Consider the following 20389-nt stretch of genomic DNA (forward strand, 5'->3'; position numbering starts at 1 on the left):
CGCCACAAAGAGCGGGGCTGGTGGCCGTTCGGCCCGCCGCCGTGCGTAGGGTCGAGGGGCCGCCGTAAGGCGGGCGGGGACAGCGAAGAGCAGCGAGGAGAGGGGACGGCGCGTGTCGGTCAATTTGTCCAAGGGGCAGGGCATCAGCCTGGAGAAGTCCGGCGGAGGGACGCTGACCGCGGTCCGGATGGGGCTGGGCTGGCGCTCGGCGCCCCGCCGCGGTCTGTTCCGGTCGCGTACGCGGGAGATCGACCTGGATGCCTCGGCGGTGCTGTTCGCCGACCAGAACCCCATAGACGTCGTCTTCTTCCAGCACCTCGTCAGCAACGACGGTTCGCTCCGGCACACCGGCGACAACCTGGTCGGCGGCGCGGGCGAGGGCGGCGACGACGAGGCGATCCTGGTCGACCTGGCGCGGGTGCCGGTGCACATCGACCAGATCGTGTTCCTCGTCAACTCCTTCACCGGCCAGACCTTCGCGGAGGTGCAGGACGCCTTCTGCCGGCTGGTCGACGAGACCACCGGTCAGGAGCTGGCCCGCTACACCCTCACGGGCGGCGGTGACTACACCGCGCAGATCATGGCCAAGGTGCACCGGGTGGGCGGTGGCTGGCAGATGACCGCCATCGGCGAACCCTCCCAGGGCCGGACGTTCCAGGACGTGGTGCCGGCGATCCTGCCGCACCTGTAACCCGCACGCGGCCCGCGCCCGCGGCGTACACCTCCAGGGAGAACATCGATGACGGCCGAGCTGGTCCGGGGGCAGAACCACCCGCTGGACCGGACCCGTGTGGAGATCCGGATCGTGGCGGGCGGGCCCGTGGTGGCCGGGGTCACGCTCGGCGATGCGCAGGGCAGGCTCCCGGGCACCGAGTCCGTGGCCCATCCGGGCGCACCCCGGCTCACCGGCATCGAGGTTCCCGGCCGGGCCGCCGCCGAGCACCGCATCGCGGTGGATCTCGGTGCGCTGTCCGCCGCCGTCCACCGGGTGAGCGTGCTGCTCGCGCTGCCGCCCACCGGGACCGGTGGCCGCAGTGGGTTCGGCGCGGTCGCCGCACCCTCCGTCGCGGTCACCGCTCCCGACGGCACGGCGATCGCCGGCTACACCCTCTCCGGCCTGGGCGCCGAGTCCGCCGTCGTCGCCGTGGAGCTGTACCGCAGGCAGGGCGCCTGGAAGGTACGCGCCGTGGGCCAGGGGTACGCCGACGGCCTCGCCGCGCTGCTGCGCGACCAGGGGCTGCCGCAGGCGGCGGAGCTGGCCGCCGCCATCGAGGACGCCGCCGGGCAGACCCCCGCCCGCACCCTCCGCGCGCCCGTCGCGGCGCACCGGGCCGAGCCGCCCGGGGGAGAACCGGCCGCCGCCGTGGGCCACCCGGCCCCGGCCCGGACGCCCGCCGCGGACCGCCCGGAACCCGCCGCGGACCCGTCGCCGCCCGCCGCCCCGCCCGGCGGCGCCCCCATCGACTACCGCCACCCGGAGCGGCGCACCGTACCGGCCTCGGCCGCCGCCGCGCCGGACGGCACATCCGCCGTACCGCGCCGGACCCCGGCACCGCCCGGGGGCGTCCCGGCAGTGCCCGACGGCCCGCCGCCCCCGGTGGCCGGTGACGCCGGCGGGTGGAGCATGGACGAGCGGCTCTACAACCAGGTCTGGGGCATGTTCGAGGATCTGGCCCGTTCGGTCGCCGCGTACCGCAGCGCATCCGACTTCGCCGACTCCCGCCTGGCGAAGGAGCTGGACAACGCCCTCGCCGACCCGCGCAACCGCCTCGGCACGGCTGCCGACACCGCCCGTGCCGCCGCCCGTGACAAGCACGCCGCCCTCGTGGCACGGGCCCGTGAGGCCCTCGACCGCGACCTCGCTCAGCTCGTCGCCGAGGCGGAGGTCGTGGAGCCCGCGCTGCCGCCTCCCTTCGCGCGCTGGGACAACCCCGTATGGCAGGGCTACCGCGTTCCGCCCGAGCCCCCGATGGCGGTCCGCCTGGGCGATCTGCACCTCCCCGAGGTCCCGCACCTGCGCATCCCCATGCTCGTCCGCCTCCCGCTGGAGCGTGGGCTGTGGATCGACAGCGGGCGCGCCGCGGTCCTGCGCAGCGGCGGTCACCCGCCGGAGCGCGAGTACGGCCGCCGGGAGCTGGGCAGCGCGCTGACGGACGGACCGCCGGACGAGGCCGAGCTGCGCAGGCTCGCCCTGGAGACCGCAGTCGCCGTCGCCGCCCGGCTGCTCGCCGGCCACCCCGTCGGCGACTTCGCCGTCCAGGTCATCGATCCGGAGGGTGCCGCGGCGCCCTCGCTCGCCCCGCTGCTGGAGACCGGCGCGCTGCGCGAGCTGCCGGCTCCCGGGGCCGCGGGCGTGGCCACGGTCCTGGAGACGCTGACCCGGCGCGTGGACCTCGTCCAGATGGCGTTGCGCCATCGCGCCGCGGACGCGCTGCCGCCGGACCTCGACACCGCCCAGCAGCTGCTGATCGTGCACGACTTCCCGCACGGCTTCGACGACCGTGCCCTCACCCGGCTCCGCTATCTGGCGGACGAGGGCCCGTCGGCCGGGGTGCATCTGCTGATGGTCGCCGACCGCGACCGGACCCGGGAGTACGGCCCGCTCCTGGACCCGCTGTGGCGCGCCCTGCTGCGGATCACGCCGGTGCCCGCCGCGCACCTCGGCGACCCCTGGGTGGGCCACGCCTGGACGTACGAGCCGCCGCTCGCCCCCAAGGGCAGTCAGGTGGTGCGCCAGGTCCTGGACCGGCTCGCCGAGGCCCGCCGCGCCGACGGACGCTGACCGGCCCCGACCGGCGCCGGCCCACCGGGCGGTGCAGCAGACGGCGCACCGTACGGAGAGCCCGGTCGAGGAGTGGTGTCGAGCCCGCAAAGCCCTGTCCCTTGAGGTCATGAGCCCCTGACCAGCATTTTTGCCCTTCTCTTTACTATTACTTTCCATTCCTTTACTCTTTGGGGGCGGAGGGGAGTATTCCTGCTGCGACGTACCCGTCATCACGGATTCCGGATGTGACGAGATCCCGGGGCGTCGGCCCATCTCAGTGATCGCGAGCAATGGCGGTCCGGGTGGAAGAGACCTCCGGCAGCGACGACGCTGTACGTGCCGTACGACTCTGCCGGAGGAGCAGTGGACGTCTCCCTGACCCTGTGGGTGCTGACCATTCTCGGTCTGTGCGCCCTCATCGCCGCCGATTTCTTCATCGGCGGACGCACCCCGCACGAGGTCTCCCTCAAGGAGGCCGGAATCTGGACCGGTGTCTGGATCGCGCTCGCCGCGCTCTTCGGACTCGGACTTCTGCTGTACGGCGGCGGTGCCCCCGCCGGTGAGTTCTTCGCGGGCTTCATCACCGAGAAGTCCCTGAGCGTCGACAACCTCTTCGTCTTCGTCCTGATCATGGGCAAGTTCGCGGTCCCGGCCGTCTATCAGCAGCGGGTGCTGCTGGTCGGTGTGCTGATCGCGCTGGTGCTGCGGGCCGGCTTCATCGGCGCGGGTGCCGCGATCATCGCCAACTTCTCCTGGGTGTTCTACCTCTTCGGCGCCTTCCTCATCTGGACCGCCTGGAAGCTCATCAAGGAGGCGCGCGCCGGTGAGGAGGACGAGGAGTTCGAGGAGAACCGCTTCCTGAAGCTGGTCGAGAGGCGCTTCCCGTCGACCGACACCTACCGCGGCACCAAGCTGTTCGTCGTCGAGAACGGCAGGCGGCTGATGACGCCGATGCTGATCGTGATGCTGGCGATCGGCACCACCGATGTCCTGTTCGCCCTGGACTCCATCCCGGCGATCTTCGGCCTCACCCAGGACCCGTACATCGTCTTCACCGCCAACGCCTTCGCCCTGATGGGTCTGCGGCAGCTGTACTTCCTGCTCGGCGGGCTGCTCAAGAAGCTGGTCCACCTCTCGTACGGCCTGTCGGTCATCCTCGGGTTCATCGGTGTGAAGCTGGTGCTGCACGCCCTGCACGAGTCGGGCGTGAGCGTGCCGGAGATCAGCATTCCGGTCTCGCTGGGCGTCATCTGCACCGTGCTCGTCGTCACGACGATCACCAGCCTGCGCGCCTCCCGGAAGCGGGCGGCGGACGGGTCAGAGCCCAAGGACACCCTCGGCGTCTGAGCGGCGCGCGCCACAAGCACCGGCGTCCGGTGCCCGTGGCGTCACTCAGTACGTCACCGTGATACGCCGCGCCGCCCCGTCCACCCGGACCGTGCCGCCGTACGGGATCACCAGCTGCGGATCGGTGTGGCCGAGATCGACATCGAAGACCACCAGGGTGTCCGGGGCGTACGCGGCCAGCGCCCGCAGCACCGCCGCGCGCTGCTCACGCCGGTAGGCCGCCTTCGCCTCCCGGGAGTGGGGCCGGACCCGCGACCACGCCTTGGGGCGGCCCATCAGCAGCGCGGGGAACCGCCGGAGCAGCCCGCGCTCGCCCATGCTGCGCAGCACGAAGTACACCTCGTCGGCGCTCGGCAGGGTCTCGGACGTCTCCAGGAACAGCACCCCGCCGTCGGGGGCGGCGGGGATCTCGCGGTCCGCCATCAGCATCCAGGACAGCGGCCCGAGGCTGCCGCCCCAGCTGATGCCCTCGACCACCCGCTCCGGTCCGTGCCAGTGCCAGCCGCCGCCCGGCCGGACGGGCGGCTCGGCCGTGAAGGTGTCGGGGTCGGCCCAGTCGCGGTCCTCGTCGCGGTAGTGCGCCGCGGGCCGCAGTTCGTACGGTCCCGGGGTGAACAGCGCGGCGCGCAGCGACTCCGTGGTCAGCGGGTGCATCGCCCCGGGGCGCCCCAGTTCGCACATCACGGTGGCACCGTGGAAGCCGACGATCCCGGTGCTGTGGAGGTAGGCCAGCAGGTTGGTGTTGTCGCTGTACCCGAAGAACGGCTTGGGGTGCGCGCGGAACACCTCGCGGTCCAGGTGGGGCAGCACGGTGAGCTGGTCGTTGCCGCCGATGCTGGCGAAGACCGCGGCGATGTCCGGGTCCGCGAAGGCGGCGTGCAGATCGGCGGCCCGCTCCTGCGCGGTGGCGCCCGTCTTCCGGGTGGCCGGGTACTCGACCGGCAGCAGCCCGAACTCCTCCGTCAGCCGGGTGAGGCCGAGTTCGTACGGCAGCGGGAGGAGTCCCGGCAGCCCCGATGACGGGGAGAGCACCGCGACGCGGTCCCCGGGCCGGGGCTTGGGAGGGTAGGCGGGAGCGGCGGTGGTGGCGGATATCGGCATGGCGCGAGGGTAGGGGGCAGGAAAGCGGGCCGGCAGCTCAATATCCGCCCGCCGGCCCGCACTTCCCGCCGTGGTGGCGCCGCGGGGCGCCCCCGCGTGCTACCAGCCGCGCTCGCGCCACTCCGCGAGATGCGGCCGCTCCGCGCCGAGCGTGGTGTCGGCGCCGTGGCCCGGATAGACCCAGGTCTCGTCGGGCAGCCGGTCGAAGAGCTTGGTCTGTACGCCGTCGATCAGCGTGCCGAAGTCCGCCGCGTTCCCGTGGGTGTTGCCGACGCCCCCGGGGAAGAGGCAGTCGCCGGTGAACAGATGCGGATGGCCGTGCGGGTCGTCGTAGACCAGCGCGATGCTGCCCGGGGTGTGGCCGACCAGATGGCGCGCGGTCAGCTCGACGCGGCCGACGGTGAGGGTGTCACCGTCCTCGACCGGTACGTCCGTGGGGACGGGGATGCCCTCGGCGTCGTACCGCCCCGCGTACGTCCGCGCGCCCGTCGCATCGACCACCTCGCGCAGCGCACCCCAGTGGTCACCGTGCCGGTGCGTGGTGACGACGGACGCGATACCGCTGTCGCCGATCAGCGCGAGCAGGGTGTGCGGTTCGGCGGCCGCGTCGATCAGCAGCTGCTCGTCCGTCGCCCGGCACCGCAACAGATAGGCGTTGTTGTTCATCGGACCGACCGCGACCTTCGAGATCATCAGGTCGGTCAGCTCATGCACGTCGGCCGGTCCGCCGACCTTCACTGCTCCGCTGTAGCCCATGGGGCCAGCTTAGAGCGGGGGGACGGCGGGCAGGTCGGAGCCCGGGGTGTCGAGTCCGCTCCCGTCGCCACGGCCGGTGAGCCAGCCGGTCAGCGCCGCCGGGGAGCCGGTCACCACCACGGGCGCACCGGTGTCCGCCCGCCCGGTGCGCCACCGCCGGCCGTCGTCGGTACGCAGCTCCAGCGCGGGCAGCGCCGCGTGTCCGGCGAACTTCACCTCGGTCAGGAACGTCAGCACACCGTCGAGGAACGCGGACGGCAGCTGTTCCACGGAGTAGCCGACGCCGAGATCGACGTGGTGCAGTTCGATCTCGTTCAGCCGCCGCTGCGGCAGCCGGTCGGCCCGGTCCACGACGCCGTTGCGCATCTCCACCCGGTACGCCAGGCGCTCGGGCGGCAGCGCGTCCACCGCCGCGTCGAACCGCGCGGCGGTGGCCCGCAGGTCCTCCAGATGGGCCGCCAGCGAGCGGTCCGCGTCCCGGGCGATATCGGCGTCGCGGGCCCCGGCGCTGTCGTACATGGGCGTCGGTACGTCCGTACGTGCCCAGGTGAGGAGGTTGACCAGCGCGTCCGCGTTGCGCGCCAGATGGGCGAGGAGATGGCCGCGGGTCCAGCCCGGGAGCAGGCACGGTTCGCCGACCGCGGCGTCGTCCAGCTTGGCCACCGAGTCGAGCAGCCGGTCGGTGGCCTCGCGGACGGCTGCCACATCGTGCGGGAAGTCAGGCGGGGTGGAGGTCATGCCCAGACGCTAGCGCCGCGCCGCCGGCTTCGGGAGTCGGCCGGGCGGATCCGGGGCGTACGCGGGTGTGACGGGAGGGGCGGACGGGGCGCTATGGAGGGGATGGTCCGGAATGCCGGGCCGGGCGGGTGGCCGGCGCCGGCCACCCGCCCGGCCGTCGCGCTTCGCGGCCCGCCCGCGCGGACCGCTCTCGCCGGTGAGACCGGGTGGCAGCGCCCGGCCGGTGCGAGGGCATTCGAGGGCATTCGGGGCACGCGTGCGAGGCCGGGCGGCAAGGGGCGGCGGCGCTGCCACACGTTTGGGTGAAGCGGGCTTGCGGGCGCCGTAAATCGAATGCGCGTGCTATAGGCTCGTGTGTGGCATCACTCAGACAGCGCCGTGGCAGTTCCCCCTACCCTGGGTGGGGGGCTCCGCTCCGCTCCGCCTCTGCTCGTTCCACCGGGCCGCGGAAGCAGAGCCGCGGCTCCCGCCCCTCTCCAGAAAGGTGCCGACCGGCGTGGCCGACCGTCTCATCGTTCGTGGCGCTCGTGAGCACAATCTCCGAAACGTCTCGCTCGACCTCCCCCGCGACTCCCTCATCGTCTTCACGGGGCTCTCCGGGTCGGGCAAGTCCTCGCTCGCCTTCGACACGATCTTCGCCGAGGGGCAGCGGCGCTATGTCGAGTCGCTCTCCTCCTATGCCCGGCAGTTCCTCGGGCAGATGGACAAGCCCGATGTGGACTTCATCGAGGGCCTGTCCCCCGCGGTCTCGATCGACCAGAAATCGACCTCGCGCAACCCGCGCTCCACGGTCGGCACGATCACCGAGGTCTACGACTACCTCCGCCTGCTCTTCGCGCGGATCGGCAAGCCGCACTGTCCCGAGTGCGGCCGGCCGATCGCCCGGCAGTCGCCGCAGGCCATCGTCGACAAGGTGCTCGAACTGCCCGAGGGCAGCCGCTTCCAGGTGCTCTCCCCGCTGGTGCGCGAGCGCAAGGGCGAGTTCGTCGATCTCTTCGCCGACCTCCAGACCAAGGGCTACAGCCGGGCGCGGGTCGACGGGGAGACGATCCAGCTCGCCGAGCCGCCGAAGCTCAAGAAGCAGGAGAAGCACACCATCGAGGTGGTCGTCGACCGCCTCACGGTCAAGGACACCGCCAAGCGGCGGCTGACCGACTCCGTCGAGACCGCCCTCGGGCTCTCCGGCGGCATGGTCATCCTCGACTTCGTCGACCTGGACGCGGACGACCCGCAGCGCGAGCGGATGTACTCCGAGCATCTCTACTGCGCCTACGACGATCTGTCCTTCGAGGAGCTGGAGCCCCGCTCCTTCTCCTTCAACTCGCCCTTCGGCGCCTGCCCGGAGTGCACCGGCATCGGCACCCGTATGGAGGTCGACCCCGAGCTGATCGTCCCCGACGAGGACAGGTCGCTCGACGAGGGAGCGATCCACCCCTGGTCGCACGGCCACACCAAGGAGTACTTCGGCCGCCTGGTGGGCGCGCTGGCGGACGCCCTCGGGTTCCGGACGGACATCCCGTGGGCCGGGCTGCCGCAGCGTGCCAAGAAGGCCCTGCTGCACGGCCACAAGACCCAGATCGAGGTCCGCTACCGCAACCGGTACGGCCGCGAGCGCGCGTACACCACCGCCTTCGAGGGCGCCCTGCCGTTCGTCAAGCGGCGGCACAGCGAGGCGGAGAGCGACAGCAGCCGGGAGCGCTTCGAGGGCTATATGCGCGAGGTGCCCTGCCCGACCTGTGAGGGGACGCGGCTCAAGCCGGTCGTGCTCGCCGTCACGGTGCAGCAGAAGTCGATCGCCGAGGTCGCGGCCATGTCGATCAGTGACTGCGCCGACTTCCTGCGCGGGATGAAGCTCGACGCCCGGGACAAGAAGATCGCCGAGCGGGTCCTCAAGGAGGTCAACGAACGGCTGAAGTTCCTGGTGGACGTCGGCCTGGACTACCTCTCGCTGAACCGCGCCGCGGGCACCCTCTCCGGCGGTGAGGCACAGCGCATCCGCCTCGCCACCCAGATCGGCTCTGGTCTGGTCGGCGTGCTCTACGTCCTGGACGAGCCGTCCATCGGCCTGCACCAGCGCGACAACCACCGGCTGATCGAGACGCTGGTACGGCTGCGCGACATGGGCAACACCCTGATCGTCGTGGAGCACGACGAGGACACCATCAAGGTCGCCGACTGGGTCGTGGACATCGGCCCGGGTGCGGGCGAGCACGGCGGCAAGGTCGTGCACAGCGGCCCGATGAAGCAACTGCTGGCCAACAAGGAGTCGATCACCGGCCAGTATCTGTCCGGGAAGAAGGCCATCCCGACGCCGGAGATCCGCCGTCCCGCCGACCCCACCCGGCAGCTGACCGTCCACGGTGCGAAGGAGAACAACCTCCGCGACATCGACGTCTCCTTCCCGCTCGGGGTCCTCTCCGCCGTCACCGGCGTCTCCGGATCCGGCAAGTCGACGCTGGTCAACGACATCCTCTACACCCACCTGGCGCGCGAGCTGAACGGCGCCAAGTCGGTGCCGGGCCGGCACACCCGGGTGGCGGGCGACGACCTGGTGGACAAGGTCGTCCATGTCGACCAGTCGCCCATCGGCCGTACCCCCCGCTCCAACCCGGCCACGTACACCGGCGTCTTCGACCACGTCCGCAAGCTGTTCGCGGAGACGATGGAGGCCAAGGTCCGCGGCTATCTGCCGGGGCGCTTCTCCTTCAACGTCAAGGGCGGCCGCTGCGAGAACTGCTCCGGCGACGGCACGATCAAGATCGAGATGAACTTCCTGCCGGATGTGTACGTACCGTGCGAGGTCTGCCACGGTGCGCGCTACAACCGAGAGACGCTGGAGGTGCATTACAAGGGCAAGTCCATCGCCGAGGTGCTGGACATGCCCATCGAGGAGGCGCTGGGCTTCTTCGAGGCGGTGCCGACCATCGCCCGCCATCTCAAGACGCTCCACGAGGTCGGCCTCGGGTACGTCCGGCTCGGGCAGTCCGCACCGACCCTCTCGGGCGGCGAGGCGCAGCGCGTCAAGCTGGCGAGCGAGCTCCAGAAGCGTTCGACGGGCAGCACGGTCTATGTCCTGGACGAGCCGACCACCGGTCTGCACTTCGACGACATCAGCAAGCTCATCAGGGTGCTGTCCGGCCTGGTCGACAAGGGCAACACGGTGATCGTCATCGAGCACAACCTCGATGTGATCAAGACCGCCGACTGGGTCATCGACATGGGCCCGGAGGGCGGCAACGGCGGCGGAATGGTCGTCGCCGAAGGCACGCCGGAGGGCGTCGCGGCGGTCCCGGCCAGCCACACCGGCAAGTTCCTGCGGGAGATCCTCGGCGACCGCGTCAGCGATGCCGCGACGACGGGGAAGCCGGCGAAGAAGGCCGCGGCGGCGAAGAAGCCGGCCGCCAAGAAGGCCGCCGCGAAGAAGCCGGCCGCCAAGAAGGCGACGACGCGGGCCCGCCGGACCTCCTGACGCGCCGCCCGGCTCCGGGACGGGCCGCCGCCGATCCGCCACGGCGGACGGGGGCGGCCCGTTCCCCGTGAGGGACAGCATCCGGGGCCCGGCTCGGGAACGAATCCGGGCCGGGCGCGGCCGTCGTCGGCGGCGGGTACGAAGGAGACGCCGCCGACGGCGAGTACCGAGGGTCCGAGGGCGGCACAGGGCCGGTACGAGGGCGGGGGAGGGGCGGGGCCGGTACACCCGCCGCCCCTCCCGGCACCCTCGTGTCCGCTACGGCGCGAGCTCCGTCGCGTACGGCGGTTCCGCCCCGGCGCGGGAGCAGGTGACCGCGGCGGCGCGGGCGGCGAAGCCGAGGATGTCGCGCCAGTCGTCGGTGCCGAGCGCGGCGATGGCGGCGGGCGAGAGCGCGTCGTGGGCGTCCAGCCGGTGCAGCAGTGCGGCGTTGACCGTGTCGCCCGCGCCTATGGTGTCGACGACCTCGACCCGCCTGCCGGGAACCGTCACCGCGCACCCGCCCGGCGTCCGCACCGTCAGCCCGTCGCCGCCCCGGGTGATCACGATCGCCGCCGGGCCCGCGTCCAGCCACTGCCGCAGCGCGGCGGCGACGTCCCGGTCCGCCCCGTCGCCCGCGCCGGACCCGGCTCCGGACCCGTCCGGCGCCTCCGCCAGCCAGTACGCGTCCTCCGCCGAGAGTTTCAGCAGGGTGAGGTGCGGGAGCCAGGAGCGGAACCGGGCACGGTAGGCGTCGGGATCCGGGATCAGACCGGGGCGGATGTTGGGGTCGAGCGCGGTGCAGACGCCCCGCCCGGCCTCCCGGCGCAGCAGGGCCTCGTACGCGCTCGCGCCCGGTTCCAGGACGAGCGAGCAGGTGCCCAGGGAGAGCGCGCGGACCCCGGTGGGCAGCGAGGGCGGCAGGGTGAAGAGACGGTCTGCGGTGCCGTCCGCGTAGAAGCCGTAGCCCGCCGAGCCGTCCGGACCGACGTCCGCCAGCGCGAGGGTGGTCGGCTCGGGGCCGCGCTGCACCAGAGAGGTGTCCACCCCGCCGGTCCGCAGTCCGTGCAGCAGCGCTTCGCCGAAGGCGTCGGTCGAGATCCGGGAGCAGAACGCGGTGGGCGAGCCGAGCCGCCCGAGCGCGACCGCGGTGTTGTACGGCCCGCCGCCGCGGCGGGGCAGCAGCGCGGGCAGCCGGCCGTCCCGGGGCGGCTCCGGGGAGCTGGGGACGAGGTCGATCAGCGCCTCGCCGGCGACGACGATCACGGGGTGCGGTTCCTCTCGCGGGCGTCCCGGGCGGTGGCCGGGGCAGGGAGCGGCGAAGGCCGGTACCGCGGTCCGGCACGGCCTCGTCCAGACGATCATGCAGCTCCGTGCGGCCCGCGGTCCACCGGTCCGGGCCCGCCGGAAGCGGAAGGATCTGTGCCGGTATCGTCGGGAGCCGGAATCCGCCGGCCCGCAGCTCGCACCCCGGCACCCGACCTCTGGAGTAGCCATGAGCCAGCCCCCCGCCCGCCGAACCGTGCTGCGCGGGGCCGCGCTGGCGGGTGCCGCCGGCTTCGGGCTGGCGGCCTGCTCCGCGGAGAGCTCGGGCGGCGCCGCGTCGGCGGTGCCCACCGCGCCGGTCGACCTGGGGGCCGCCACCGCGGTACCGGTCGGCGGCGCCAAGCTCTACCGCGAGGACCGGCTGCTCGTCTCCCAGCCCACCAAGGGCGAGTTCAAGTGCTTCAGCGCCAAGTGCACCCACGCGGGCTGCGTCCTGTCCGAGGTCGACAAGAAGCAGGGCACCTGCCCCTGCCACGGCAGCCGCTTCGACGTCACCACCGGCGAGGTCATCCAGGGCCCGGCGACCGCCCCACTCCCCGAGGTCCCGGTCCAGGCCAAGAACGGCAAGCTGATCGCGGGCTGAACGGGCTGAACGGGCTGAACGGGCTGAACGGGCTGAACGGGCTGAACGGGCTGGACGGGCTGAGCGGGGGAGCGGGCGGGGCCTGCGGGCCGGTGCCGGGGATCGCGGCGGCCGGGGCCTCTCCCACCGGCCGTCCGCCCGGCCCCGTCGCGTACCGGCCGGACACCGGTAGTCCGCCACCGGTCACCGGCCGCCGCTCACCGGGGGCCGTACGCGGCCCCGTCAGCCCCAGTCCCACCTGATGCCGAGAATCCCCGGCCGGACCCCCTGCTCCACCAGATGGACGGCGCGGTGCCGGCCGTTCAGCGTCAGCTCCTGCTGGGCGCTGCGCGGCGCGCCCGCCGAGACCTGGGCGAAGCGGTGGCAGCGCACCGGCAGCGCCGTCTCGTCGAAACGCACCTGAAGGACGTACTGGCCGCCCGCGAAGCTGAAACCGCGGATGTACTCGGCGCTCGGGCCGCCGCTGCCGTCCTCGAAGGCGTACCCGAAGACATGGGTGTCACCGGCGCGCAGCCGGGCGTCGAAGAGTAACTCGGCGACGATCACCCCGGTGCCCGCGTCGCCGCGCACCCGCCCCAGCCGGCAGTTCTCCGCGGCCCGCACCGTCACCCGGGACGGATCGCAGCCCGCGTCGCCGTGGTGGATGGCGACATAGCGGTCCACGCCGTCCCGGTGCGCGCGGACGGTCTGCAACGATTCGCGTCCGCTCAGCTCACGGCGCGGCCCGATGCGGACCCGCTCATGGTGCCCGACCGTGTGCAGCCCGCCGTCCGCGGGCGCCTCCAGCGCGGCGAACAGCTGCTGGAGCGTGTCGACGGGGGCGACCAGCGAACGGTAGCTGCGGCCGGTCGGCCGGTCGGGTTCCGGGCGGGTGGCGCCCTCGGGCACCAGCAGGCGGTGCAGCGAGCGCGCGGGCAGTTCGAGGACCTCCTCCAGGGCGCGCACCGCCCGCAGGGACTCGGGGCGCTGCGGGCGCCGGGCCCCCTGCTGCCAGTAACTCAGGCTGGTCACCCCGACCTTGATGCCACGCTGGGCGAGTTTGTGCTGGACGCGGTGGAGCGCGAGGCCCCGTGCGCTGAGCGCGCTGCGCAGCGCGAGATGGAACGGGCCGGTCCGCAGCAGCTGGGCCAGCTCGGCCGACTCGGGTGTGTTCTGTGCCATTTCCTCAACCCTCCGGCGCGCGGGTGAATGTTCACAACCGGATTGCACGCCGCGCGCGCTCCCTGCCTGTTCGCTGAAGTACGCCGGGCACCGGACGTTCACATCCTTGCCCGTTCGTCCACACCCCCGTGTCACCCCGCATTGAAGCGTGTTGACCTGCATACGACAACACCCGATGCTCCTCAACAGCATCCGGATGCGCTCCTCTCCCTCGCACACCCCCTCGTTCGGGAGGAACGCCATGACCCGTGCACCGCTCATACACCGTTCGCGCCGCCGATGGCTGTCGGCCGCGGCGCTCACCGCCGCGGCGCTCATCTCGCTGCCGGGAACGACCGCCTCGGCGGTCACCCCCACGGCGCCGGTGCCCCACGCCGCCGCCGGGCAGCCCGCCGCCAAGGCCCCCGCGCTCCGTACCGCCAATCGCCTGAACATCTCCATGCAGGCCCAGGAGAAGACCAACTGGTGCTGGGCGGGCTCCGGCAACACCATCGCGGCCTGGTACGGCAGGAACTACAGCCAGAACCAGTTCTGCAACGCCGCCTTCAACCGCCAGCAGAACACCGCCTGCCCCAACAACCAGGCCACACTCGGCAATGTGCAGAATGCCTTCCGGTGGATGGGCATCAACTCCGGCTCGTATGTGACCGGTTATCTGCGCTACAGCACCGTGCAGAGTGAGATCAACGCCAACCGGCCCGTCGAGACCCGTATCGAATGGTCCTCGGGCGGCGGCCATATGCATGTGCTCTACGGCTTCGACACGAGCCGGAACTGGGTCTACTGGGGCGACCCATGGGCGACCAACAACCGCTACAACTGGGGTGATTTCGACTACTACGTGAACGGCAGCTCCTTCTCCTGGACCCACTCCCTCTACCGGATAGGAGCCTGAGGCCATGACGAAGCGCACCGTCGTCCGCACCGCCGCCACCGGGACGCTCGCCGCCGCCCTCATCGGCCTCGCGCCGCAGGCCGCACTGGCCGCCACGGCGCCCGCCCCGCCGCCGGCCCCGGCCCGTGCGAGCATCGCCGCCGCCCACGACGCGGCTGCCGCCCCCGCGACGCTGGACACCCTCGCCCGCTTCTTCGCCAGTGACGGCGCCGGCGGCGGCCGGGCTCGCGCCGCCGCGCCGGCCGGGGAGCCGGCCGCCCCGCGCATCGAGGGCGCCGCGGTCCCCGTCTACGTCCTGTCGCCGGACTTCGTCCGCGGCAAGGCCGATGCCCCCGTCGCCCGGCTGGAGTTCGTCGCCAGCAAGGCCGTCGCCGCCGACGGCCGGAAGGCTTCGGTGTGGACCGTGCAGCGGGGCGCCGCCTGGAAGGTGGTCAACATCGCCAGCGGCGACGACGAGACCCGCTACGCCGCGGCCGGCGCCGCGAAGGCCGGTACCGGCGGCACGGTCTTCCGCGAACCGCAGATCAACGCCTGGTACGTGCAGCGCGGCGACCGGATCGAGCCGCTGGACGCGGCGGCCGAGCAGGCGGTCGGCGCCGCCGGCACCACCGTCGCCGCCTACCGGCAGCGGGTGGCGAAGGCGTACGGCGACAAGCTCCCCGGCTCCGCCTACGACAAGCGTGGCGAGGCCGGCGGCTACGGGCCGCAGACCGCCCCGCGGGCGCCCGGTACCGAAGCGGGCTCCCATGAGCAGACCGTCGCGGCCGGTACCGACGCCGCCGGCGACAGCCCGGTGACCACCGCCTCGGCGGTGGCGGGCGCCGCGGCCCTGGCGGCGCTCGGCCTCTCCGGCACCGTGGCGCTGCGGCGCCGGCGCCACCGCTGAGCGCCGGCCGGGCCCCCGCCGAGCCGTCCGCCGCCCGCGGCCGGACGGCGGCATCCGCCGCCCGGCGCCCGATGAACCCGCAGGGGCCCCGGCCCGGCCATGACGCCGGGCCGCGGCCCCTGCGATCCAGCCCCGGTGCGCCGCCGCGCGCCGGGGCCGCGCCGTCGGTCCGGCCCCGGCGCGCCGTGCGCCACCCGGCCGGGCCCCGCCCGCCGCCCGGAGCGGTGCGGGCACAGTGATTGTCAGCGGCGGTCAGTAGGGTGGTGGGCATGGCAGACCCCAGCAGCTACCGACCCAAGCCGGGACAGATCCCCGACTCGCCGGGGGTCTATAAATTCCGCGACGAGCACGGCCGGGTCATCTACGTCGGCAAGGCCAAGAGCCTGCGCCAGCGCCTGGCCAGCTACTTCCAGGACCTGGCCGGCCTCCACCCGCGCACCCGCACGATGGTCACCACCGCCGCCTCCGTGGAATGGACCGTCGTCTCCACCGAGGTCGAGGCGCTCCAGCTCGAATACAGCTGGATCAAGGAGTTCGACCCCCGATTCAACGTCAAGTACCGCGACGACAAGAGCTATCCCTATCTCGCGGTGACCCTCAACGAAGAGTTCCCCCGCGTCCAGGTCATGCGCGGCGCCAAGAAGAAGGGCGTGCGCTACTTCGGCCCGTACGGCCACGCCTGGGCCATCCGGGAGACCGTCGACCTGATGCTGCGCGTCTTCCCGGTGCGCACCTGCTCCGCCGGTGTCTTCAAACGCTCCGCCCAGATCGGCCGCCCCTGCCTGCTCGGCTACATCGGCAAGTGCTCGGCACCCTGCGTCGAGCGGATCTCCGCCCAGGAACACCGCGAACTCGCCGAGGAGTTCTGCGACTTCATGGCCGGCCGCACCGGCGCCTACCTCCGCCGCCTGGAGCGCCGGATGCAGGAGGCCGCCGAGGAGATGGAGTACGAGCGCGCCGCCCGGCTGCGCGACGACATAGTGGCGCTCAAGCGGGCGATGGAGAAGAGCGCCGTGGTGCTCGCCGACGCCACCGACGCCGACCTGATCGCGCTCGCCGAGGACGAACTCGAAGCCGCCGTCCAGATCTTCCACGTCCGCGGCGGCCGGGTCCGCGGCCAGCGCGGCTGGGTCACCGACAAGGTGGAGGCCGTCAGCACCGCCGGCCTCGTCGAACACGCCCTCCAGCAGCTCTACGGCGAGGAGAAGGGCGACGCCGTCCCCAAGGAAGTCCTGGTCCCGGCGCTCCCCGAGCACGTCGAGCCGATCCAGCAGTGGCTCTCCGCCCGCCGCGGCTCCCAGGTCTCGCTGCGCATCCCGCAGCGCGGCGACAAGAAGGACCTGATGGCCACGGTCCAGCGCAACGCCCAGCAGGCGCTGGCCCTGCACAAGACCAAGCGCGCCTCCGACCTGACCACCCGCTCCCGCGCCCTGGAGGAGATCGCCCAGGCCCTCGGCCTGGACTCGGTCCCGCTGCGCATCGAGTGCTTCGACATCTCCCATCTCCAGGGCGACGACGTCGTCGCCTCGATGGTGGTCTTCGAGGACGGCCTCGCCCGCAAGAGCGAGTACCGCCGCTTCCAGATCAAGAGCTTCGCGGGCCAGGACGACGTCCGGTCCATGCACGAGGTCATCGGCCGCCGCTTCAAGCGCTACCTCCAGGAGAAGCAGAAGTCCGGTGAGTGGACCGAGGAGCCGCCCGCCGGCGCCGCCCCGGACGCGGGCGGCCCGCCGGACACCGCCGCGGATCTGGAGCCGGACCCCATGGCCGGCCGCCCCGTGGACGAGGAGGGCCGCCCCAAGCGCTTCGCCTACCCGCCGCAGCTCGTCGTCGTCGACGGCGGCGCCCCCCAGGTCGCCGCCGCCCGCCGGGCCCTGGACGAGCTCGGCATCGACGACGTCGCCGTCTGCGGTCTGGCCAAGCGGCTCGAAGAGGTCTGGCTGCCCGAGGACGACGACCCGGTCGTGCTGCCGCGCAGCAGCGAGGGCCTCTACCTCCTCCAGCGCGTCCGCGACGAAGCGCACCGCTTCGCCATCACCTACCAGCGCACCAAACGCGCCAAGCGGCTGAAGGCGTCGCCCCTCGACGCCGTCACCGGTCTCGGCGACAGTCGCCGCCAGGCACTGCTCAAACACTTCGGTTCGCTGAAGAGGCTGCGGGCCGCGACGATCGACGAGATCTGCGAGGTCCCGGGCGTCGGCCGCAAGACCGCGGAGACGGTCGCGGCGGCGCTGGCCGCGGCGGCACCGGCCGGTCCCGCGGTGAACACCGCCACAGGAGAGATCATTGAGGATGACGAGGCCCCACCGGCCGCGTTGTCAGCAGAACGGGGGCAGGACAGATGAACACGCACGAAACGCAGGAAACCGAGAGAGACGGTGCACAGGTGAGTACGGGCACGATGCGTGAGTCCGATCAGGGCGAGAGCGCCGCGATCCCCGAGCTGGTGATCATCTCCGGTATGTCGGGCGCCGGCCGGAGCACGGCCGCGAAGTGCCTGGAGGACCTCGGCTGGTTCGTCGTCGACAACATCCCGCCCGAGCTGATCCCGCCGATGGTCGAGCTGGGCGCCCGTTCGCAGGGCAATGTCGCGCGGATCGCCGTCGTCGTCGACGTCCGCGGCCGCCGCTTCTTCGACAACCTCAAGACGTCGCTCGCCACCCTCGACGCACAGAACGTCAAGCGCCGCATCGTCTTCCTGGAGTCCTCCGACGAGGCACTGGTGCGCCGCTTCGAGTCGGTGCGCCGCCCGCACCCCCTCCAGGGCGACGGCCGGATCGTCGACGGCATCGCCGCCGAGCGCGATCTGCTGCGCGAGCTGCGCGGCGACGCCGACCTCGTCATCGACACCTCCAGCCTCAACGTCCACGAGCTGCGCGCCAAGATGGACGCCCAGTTCGCCGGGGAGGAGGTCCCCGAGCTGCGCGCCACGGTCATGTCCTTCGGCTTCAAATACGGCCTCCCGGTCGACGCCGACATGGTCATCGACTGCCGCTTCATCCCCAACCCGCACTGGGTCCCGGAGCTGCGCCCCTTCACCGGCCTCAACGAAGAGGTCTCCGACTACGTCTTCAACCAGCCCGGCTCCAAGGAGTTCCTCGACGGCTACGCCGAGCTGCTCCGTCTCGTCGCCGAGGGCTACCGCCGCGAGGGCAAGCGCTATGTGACCATCGCGGTCGGCTGTACGGGCGGTAAGCACCGCAGCGTCGCGATGTCCGAGAAGCTGGCCCGCAGGCTGGTCTCCGAAGGTGTGGAGACCGTCATCGTCCACCGGGACATGGGGCGCGAGTGACCGGGCGCGCGCTGCGACTGCGCCGGGTCCGCAGGCTCGTACCGAGCGGCCGCACGGCCAAGGGCGCCACACCCAAGGTGGTGGCGCTCGGCGGCGGCATGGGCCTGTCCGCCTCGCTCGCCGCGCTCCGCCGGATCACCGGCGATCTGACCGCCGTGGTCACCGTCGCCGACGACGGCGGCTCCAGCGGCCGGCTCCGCGACGAACTGGGCGTCCTGCCGCCCGGCGATCTGCGCAAGGCGCTGGCCGCCCTGTGCGGCGACGACGACTGGGGCCAGACCTGGGCCCGGGTCATCCAGCACCGGTTCCAGAGCGAGGGCGAGCTGCACAACCACGCCGTCGGCAATCTGCTGATCGTCGCCCTGTGGGAGCAGCTCGGCGACCACGTCCAGGCCCTCGACCTGGTCGGCAAACTGCTCGGCGCGCACGGCCGGGTGCTGCCCATGTCGGCGGTGCCCCTGGAGCTCCAGGCCCAGGTCAAGGGACACCACGAGGGTCACCCGGACGAGATCGTCACGGTCCGTGGCCAGGCGACCGTCGCGCTCACCCGCGGTGAGGTGCAGTCCGTCCATGTCGTCCCCGAGGACCCCCCGGCCGTCCCCGAGGTGGTCACCGCGGTCCGCGACGCCGACTGGGTAGTACTGGGCCCCGGCTCCTGGTTCTCCTCCGTCATCCCGCATCTGCTGGTGCCCGAACTCCGCGTGGCCCTGGAGGAGACCAAGGCCCGTAAGGTCCTCTCGCTCAACCTCGCGCCCCAGCCCGGCGAAACCGATGGCTTCTCACCGCAGCGTCATTTGGAGGTTTTGGCCCGACACGCCCCTAAACTCGCCTTCGACGTGGTGCTGGCCGACAAGGACGCCGTGCCCGACACCGAAGGTCTGACGGTTGCCGCCAAGCATCTCGTCGGCAGCGAGGTCGAGCTGGCGGCGGTCGCCGCGCGGGGAGACGACTCCAGGCCGACGGCCGGGGGAGCCCCCGACCGGCACGACCCGGAGCTGCTGGCAGCCGCGTACGACCGTATTTTTCGGATGCATGGAAGGATCGGCCCATGGCGATGACGCCTGCGGTGAAGGACGAGATCTCCCGGCTCCCCGTCACCCGGACCTGCTGCCGGAAGTCGGAGGTCTCGTCGATCCTGCGGTTCGCGGGTGGTCTGCACCTGGTCAGCGGACGCATTGTGATCGAGGCGGAGCTGGACACGGGGATCGCGGCCCGGCGGCTGCGCAAGGACATCCTGGAGATCTTCGGGCACTCCTCCGACCTGGTGGTGATGGCCCCCGGCGGCCTGCGGCGCGGCAGCCGCTATGTCGTACGGGTGGTGGCCGGCGGCGACCAGCTCGCCCGGCAGACCGGTCTGGTGGACGGCCGCGGCCGCCCCATCCGGGGCCTCCCACCACAGGTGGTCTCCGGGGCGACCTGCGATGCCGAGGCGGCCTGGCGCGGGGCCTTCCTGGCGCACGGCTCGCTCACCGAGCCAGGCCGTTCCTCCTCCCTGGAGGTCACCTGCCCGGGGCCCGAGGCGGCCCTCGCGCTGGTCGGCGCGGCCCGCCGGCTCGGCATCGGCGCCAAGGCCCGCGAGGTGCGCGGCGTGGACCGCGTCGTCGTCCGGGACGGTGACGCGATCGGCGCGCTGCTGACCCGGCTCGGCGCCCACGAGTCGGTGCTCGCGTGGGAGGAGCGGCGGATGCGCCGCGAGGTCCGCGCCACCGCCAACCGCCTCGCCAACTTCGACGACGCCAACCTCCGCCGCTCGGCGCGCGCCGCGGTCGCCGCCGGCGCCCGGGTCCAGCGGGCGCTGGAGATCCTCGGCGAGGAGGTCCCCGAGCACCTCGCGGCGGCCGGCCGGCTGCGCATGGAACACAAACAGGCGTCCCTGGAAGAGCTGGGCGCCCTCGCCGACCCGCCGCTGACCAAGGACGCGGTGGCCGGCCGGATCCGCCGGCTGCTGGCGATGGCCGACAAGCGCGCCCAGGACCTCGGTATCCCCGGCACCGAGTCCAATCTCTCCGAGGAACTGGCCGACGGCCTGGTCGGCTGACCGCGCCCGGACACCTCGCCCACCCCGCTCGCCCCCGGTCTCCCAGGTGATTCC

Annotated in this window: 16 protein-coding genes; 11 read left to right on the top strand and 5 right to left on the bottom strand. The window is 72.6% G+C overall.

The features are described from left to right. The first annotated feature begins 112 nt into the window (after positions 1–112). The 3 genes from ACLJWH_RS07745 to ACLJWH_RS07755 all read left to right on the top strand — a co-directional run bounded on the left by ACLJWH_RS07745 (position 113) and on the right by ACLJWH_RS07755 (position 4111). Positions 113–691, top strand: a complete 579-nt coding sequence (locus ACLJWH_RS07745; protein ID WP_411140828.1) for a TerD family protein — start codon at positions 113–115, stop codon at positions 689–691. Between the two features lie 48 nt (positions 692–739). Next, positions 740–2782, top strand: a complete 2043-nt coding sequence (locus tag ACLJWH_RS07750) for a TerD family protein (protein ID WP_411140829.1) — start codon at positions 740–742, stop codon at positions 2780–2782. A gap of 345 nt (positions 2783–3127) precedes the next feature. Then, positions 3128–4111, top strand: coding sequence for a TerC family protein (locus ACLJWH_RS07755; RefSeq protein ID WP_411140830.1), 984 nt, complete (start codon positions 3128–3130; stop codon positions 4109–4111). A gap of 45 nt (positions 4112–4156) precedes the next feature. On the opposite strand, the gene ACLJWH_RS07760 is transcribed toward ACLJWH_RS07755, so the two are convergent. From ACLJWH_RS07760 to ACLJWH_RS07770, 3 genes are all read right to left on the bottom strand, one after another. Continuing rightward, complete coding sequence (locus ACLJWH_RS07760; protein WP_411140831.1) at positions 4157–5212, bottom strand: S66 peptidase family protein; 1056 nt, start codon at positions 5210–5212, stop codon at positions 4157–4159. A 99-nt stretch (positions 5213–5311) separates the two neighbouring features. Next, positions 5312–5968, bottom strand: coding sequence for an MBL fold metallo-hydrolase (locus tag ACLJWH_RS07765; protein WP_411140832.1), 657 nt, complete (start codon positions 5966–5968; stop codon positions 5312–5314). A gap of 9 nt (positions 5969–5977) precedes the next feature. Next, on the bottom strand, positions 5978–6706 hold the full coding sequence (locus ACLJWH_RS07770; RefSeq protein WP_411140833.1) for a maleylpyruvate isomerase family mycothiol-dependent enzyme: 729 nt from the start codon (positions 6704–6706) through the stop codon (positions 5978–5980). A gap of 496 nt (positions 6707–7202) precedes the next feature. On the opposite strand from ACLJWH_RS07770, the gene uvrA reads away from it, so the two are divergent. Continuing rightward, positions 7203–10175 carry an excinuclease ABC subunit UvrA gene (uvrA, locus tag ACLJWH_RS07775; protein ID WP_411140834.1) on the top strand — a complete coding sequence of 991 codons (2973 nt, stop codon included), beginning with the start codon at positions 7203–7205 and terminating at the stop codon, positions 10173–10175. Between the two features lie 258 nt (positions 10176–10433). Here the strand turns inward: uvrA and ACLJWH_RS07780 are convergent, their stop codons facing one another. After that, positions 10434–11420, bottom strand: a complete 987-nt coding sequence (locus ACLJWH_RS07780; RefSeq protein ID WP_411140835.1) for a carbohydrate kinase family protein — start codon at positions 11418–11420, stop codon at positions 10434–10436. Between the two features lie 229 nt (positions 11421–11649). On the opposite strand from ACLJWH_RS07780, the gene ACLJWH_RS07785 reads away from it, so the two are divergent. Beyond that, positions 11650–12063 (top strand): Rieske (2Fe-2S) protein, encoded by a 414-nt coding sequence (locus ACLJWH_RS07785; protein WP_411140836.1) that lies wholly within the window; start codon positions 11650–11652, stop codon positions 12061–12063. A gap of 222 nt (positions 12064–12285) precedes the next feature. On the opposite strand, the gene ACLJWH_RS07790 is transcribed toward ACLJWH_RS07785, so the two are convergent. After that, positions 12286–13224, bottom strand: a complete 939-nt coding sequence (locus ACLJWH_RS07790; RefSeq protein ID WP_411140837.1) for a hypothetical protein — start codon at positions 13222–13224, stop codon at positions 12286–12288. 241 nt (positions 13225–13465) lie between these two features. Here ACLJWH_RS07790 and ACLJWH_RS07795 point away from each other — a divergent pair, with 241 nt between their 5' ends. From ACLJWH_RS07795 to whiA, 6 genes are all read left to right on the top strand, one after another. Next, the gene (locus tag ACLJWH_RS07795) at positions 13466–14119 is read left to right on the top strand and encodes a papain-like cysteine protease family protein (protein WP_411140838.1); all 654 of its coding nucleotides are present in this window, start codon (positions 13466–13468) and stop codon (positions 14117–14119) included. A gap of 4 nt (positions 14120–14123) precedes the next feature. Beyond that, entirely contained in the window at positions 14124–15005 is an 882-nt protein-coding gene (locus ACLJWH_RS07800) for a hypothetical protein (RefSeq protein ID WP_411140839.1), read from the top strand. Positions 15006–15274: 269 nt separating this feature from the next. Beyond that, the gene (gene uvrC / locus ACLJWH_RS07805; RefSeq protein ID WP_411140840.1) at positions 15275–17350 is read left to right on the top strand and encodes an excinuclease ABC subunit UvrC; all 2076 of its coding nucleotides are present in this window, start codon (positions 15275–15277) and stop codon (positions 17348–17350) included. 56 nt (positions 17351–17406) lie between these two features. Next, complete coding sequence (gene rapZ / locus ACLJWH_RS07810; protein ID WP_411140841.1) at positions 17407–18297, top strand: RNase adapter RapZ; 891 nt, start codon at positions 17407–17409, stop codon at positions 18295–18297. Further along, positions 18294–19355, top strand: coding sequence for a gluconeogenesis factor YvcK family protein (locus ACLJWH_RS07815; RefSeq protein ID WP_411140842.1), 1062 nt, complete (start codon positions 18294–18296; stop codon positions 19353–19355). Before rapZ ends, ACLJWH_RS07815 begins: the two co-directional genes overlap by 4 nt. Further along, positions 19346–20335, top strand: a complete 990-nt coding sequence (whiA, locus tag ACLJWH_RS07820; protein ID WP_052854677.1) for a DNA-binding protein WhiA — start codon at positions 19346–19348, stop codon at positions 20333–20335. The genes ACLJWH_RS07815 and whiA overlap by 10 nt, the downstream gene beginning before the upstream one ends. Positions 20336–20389 lie beyond the last annotated feature (54 nt).

The organism is Streptomyces sp. x-80 (assembly GCF_046549095.1).
GTDB classification, from domain to species: domain Bacteria; phylum Actinomycetota; class Actinomycetes; order Streptomycetales; family Streptomycetaceae; genus Streptomyces; species Streptomyces celluloflavus.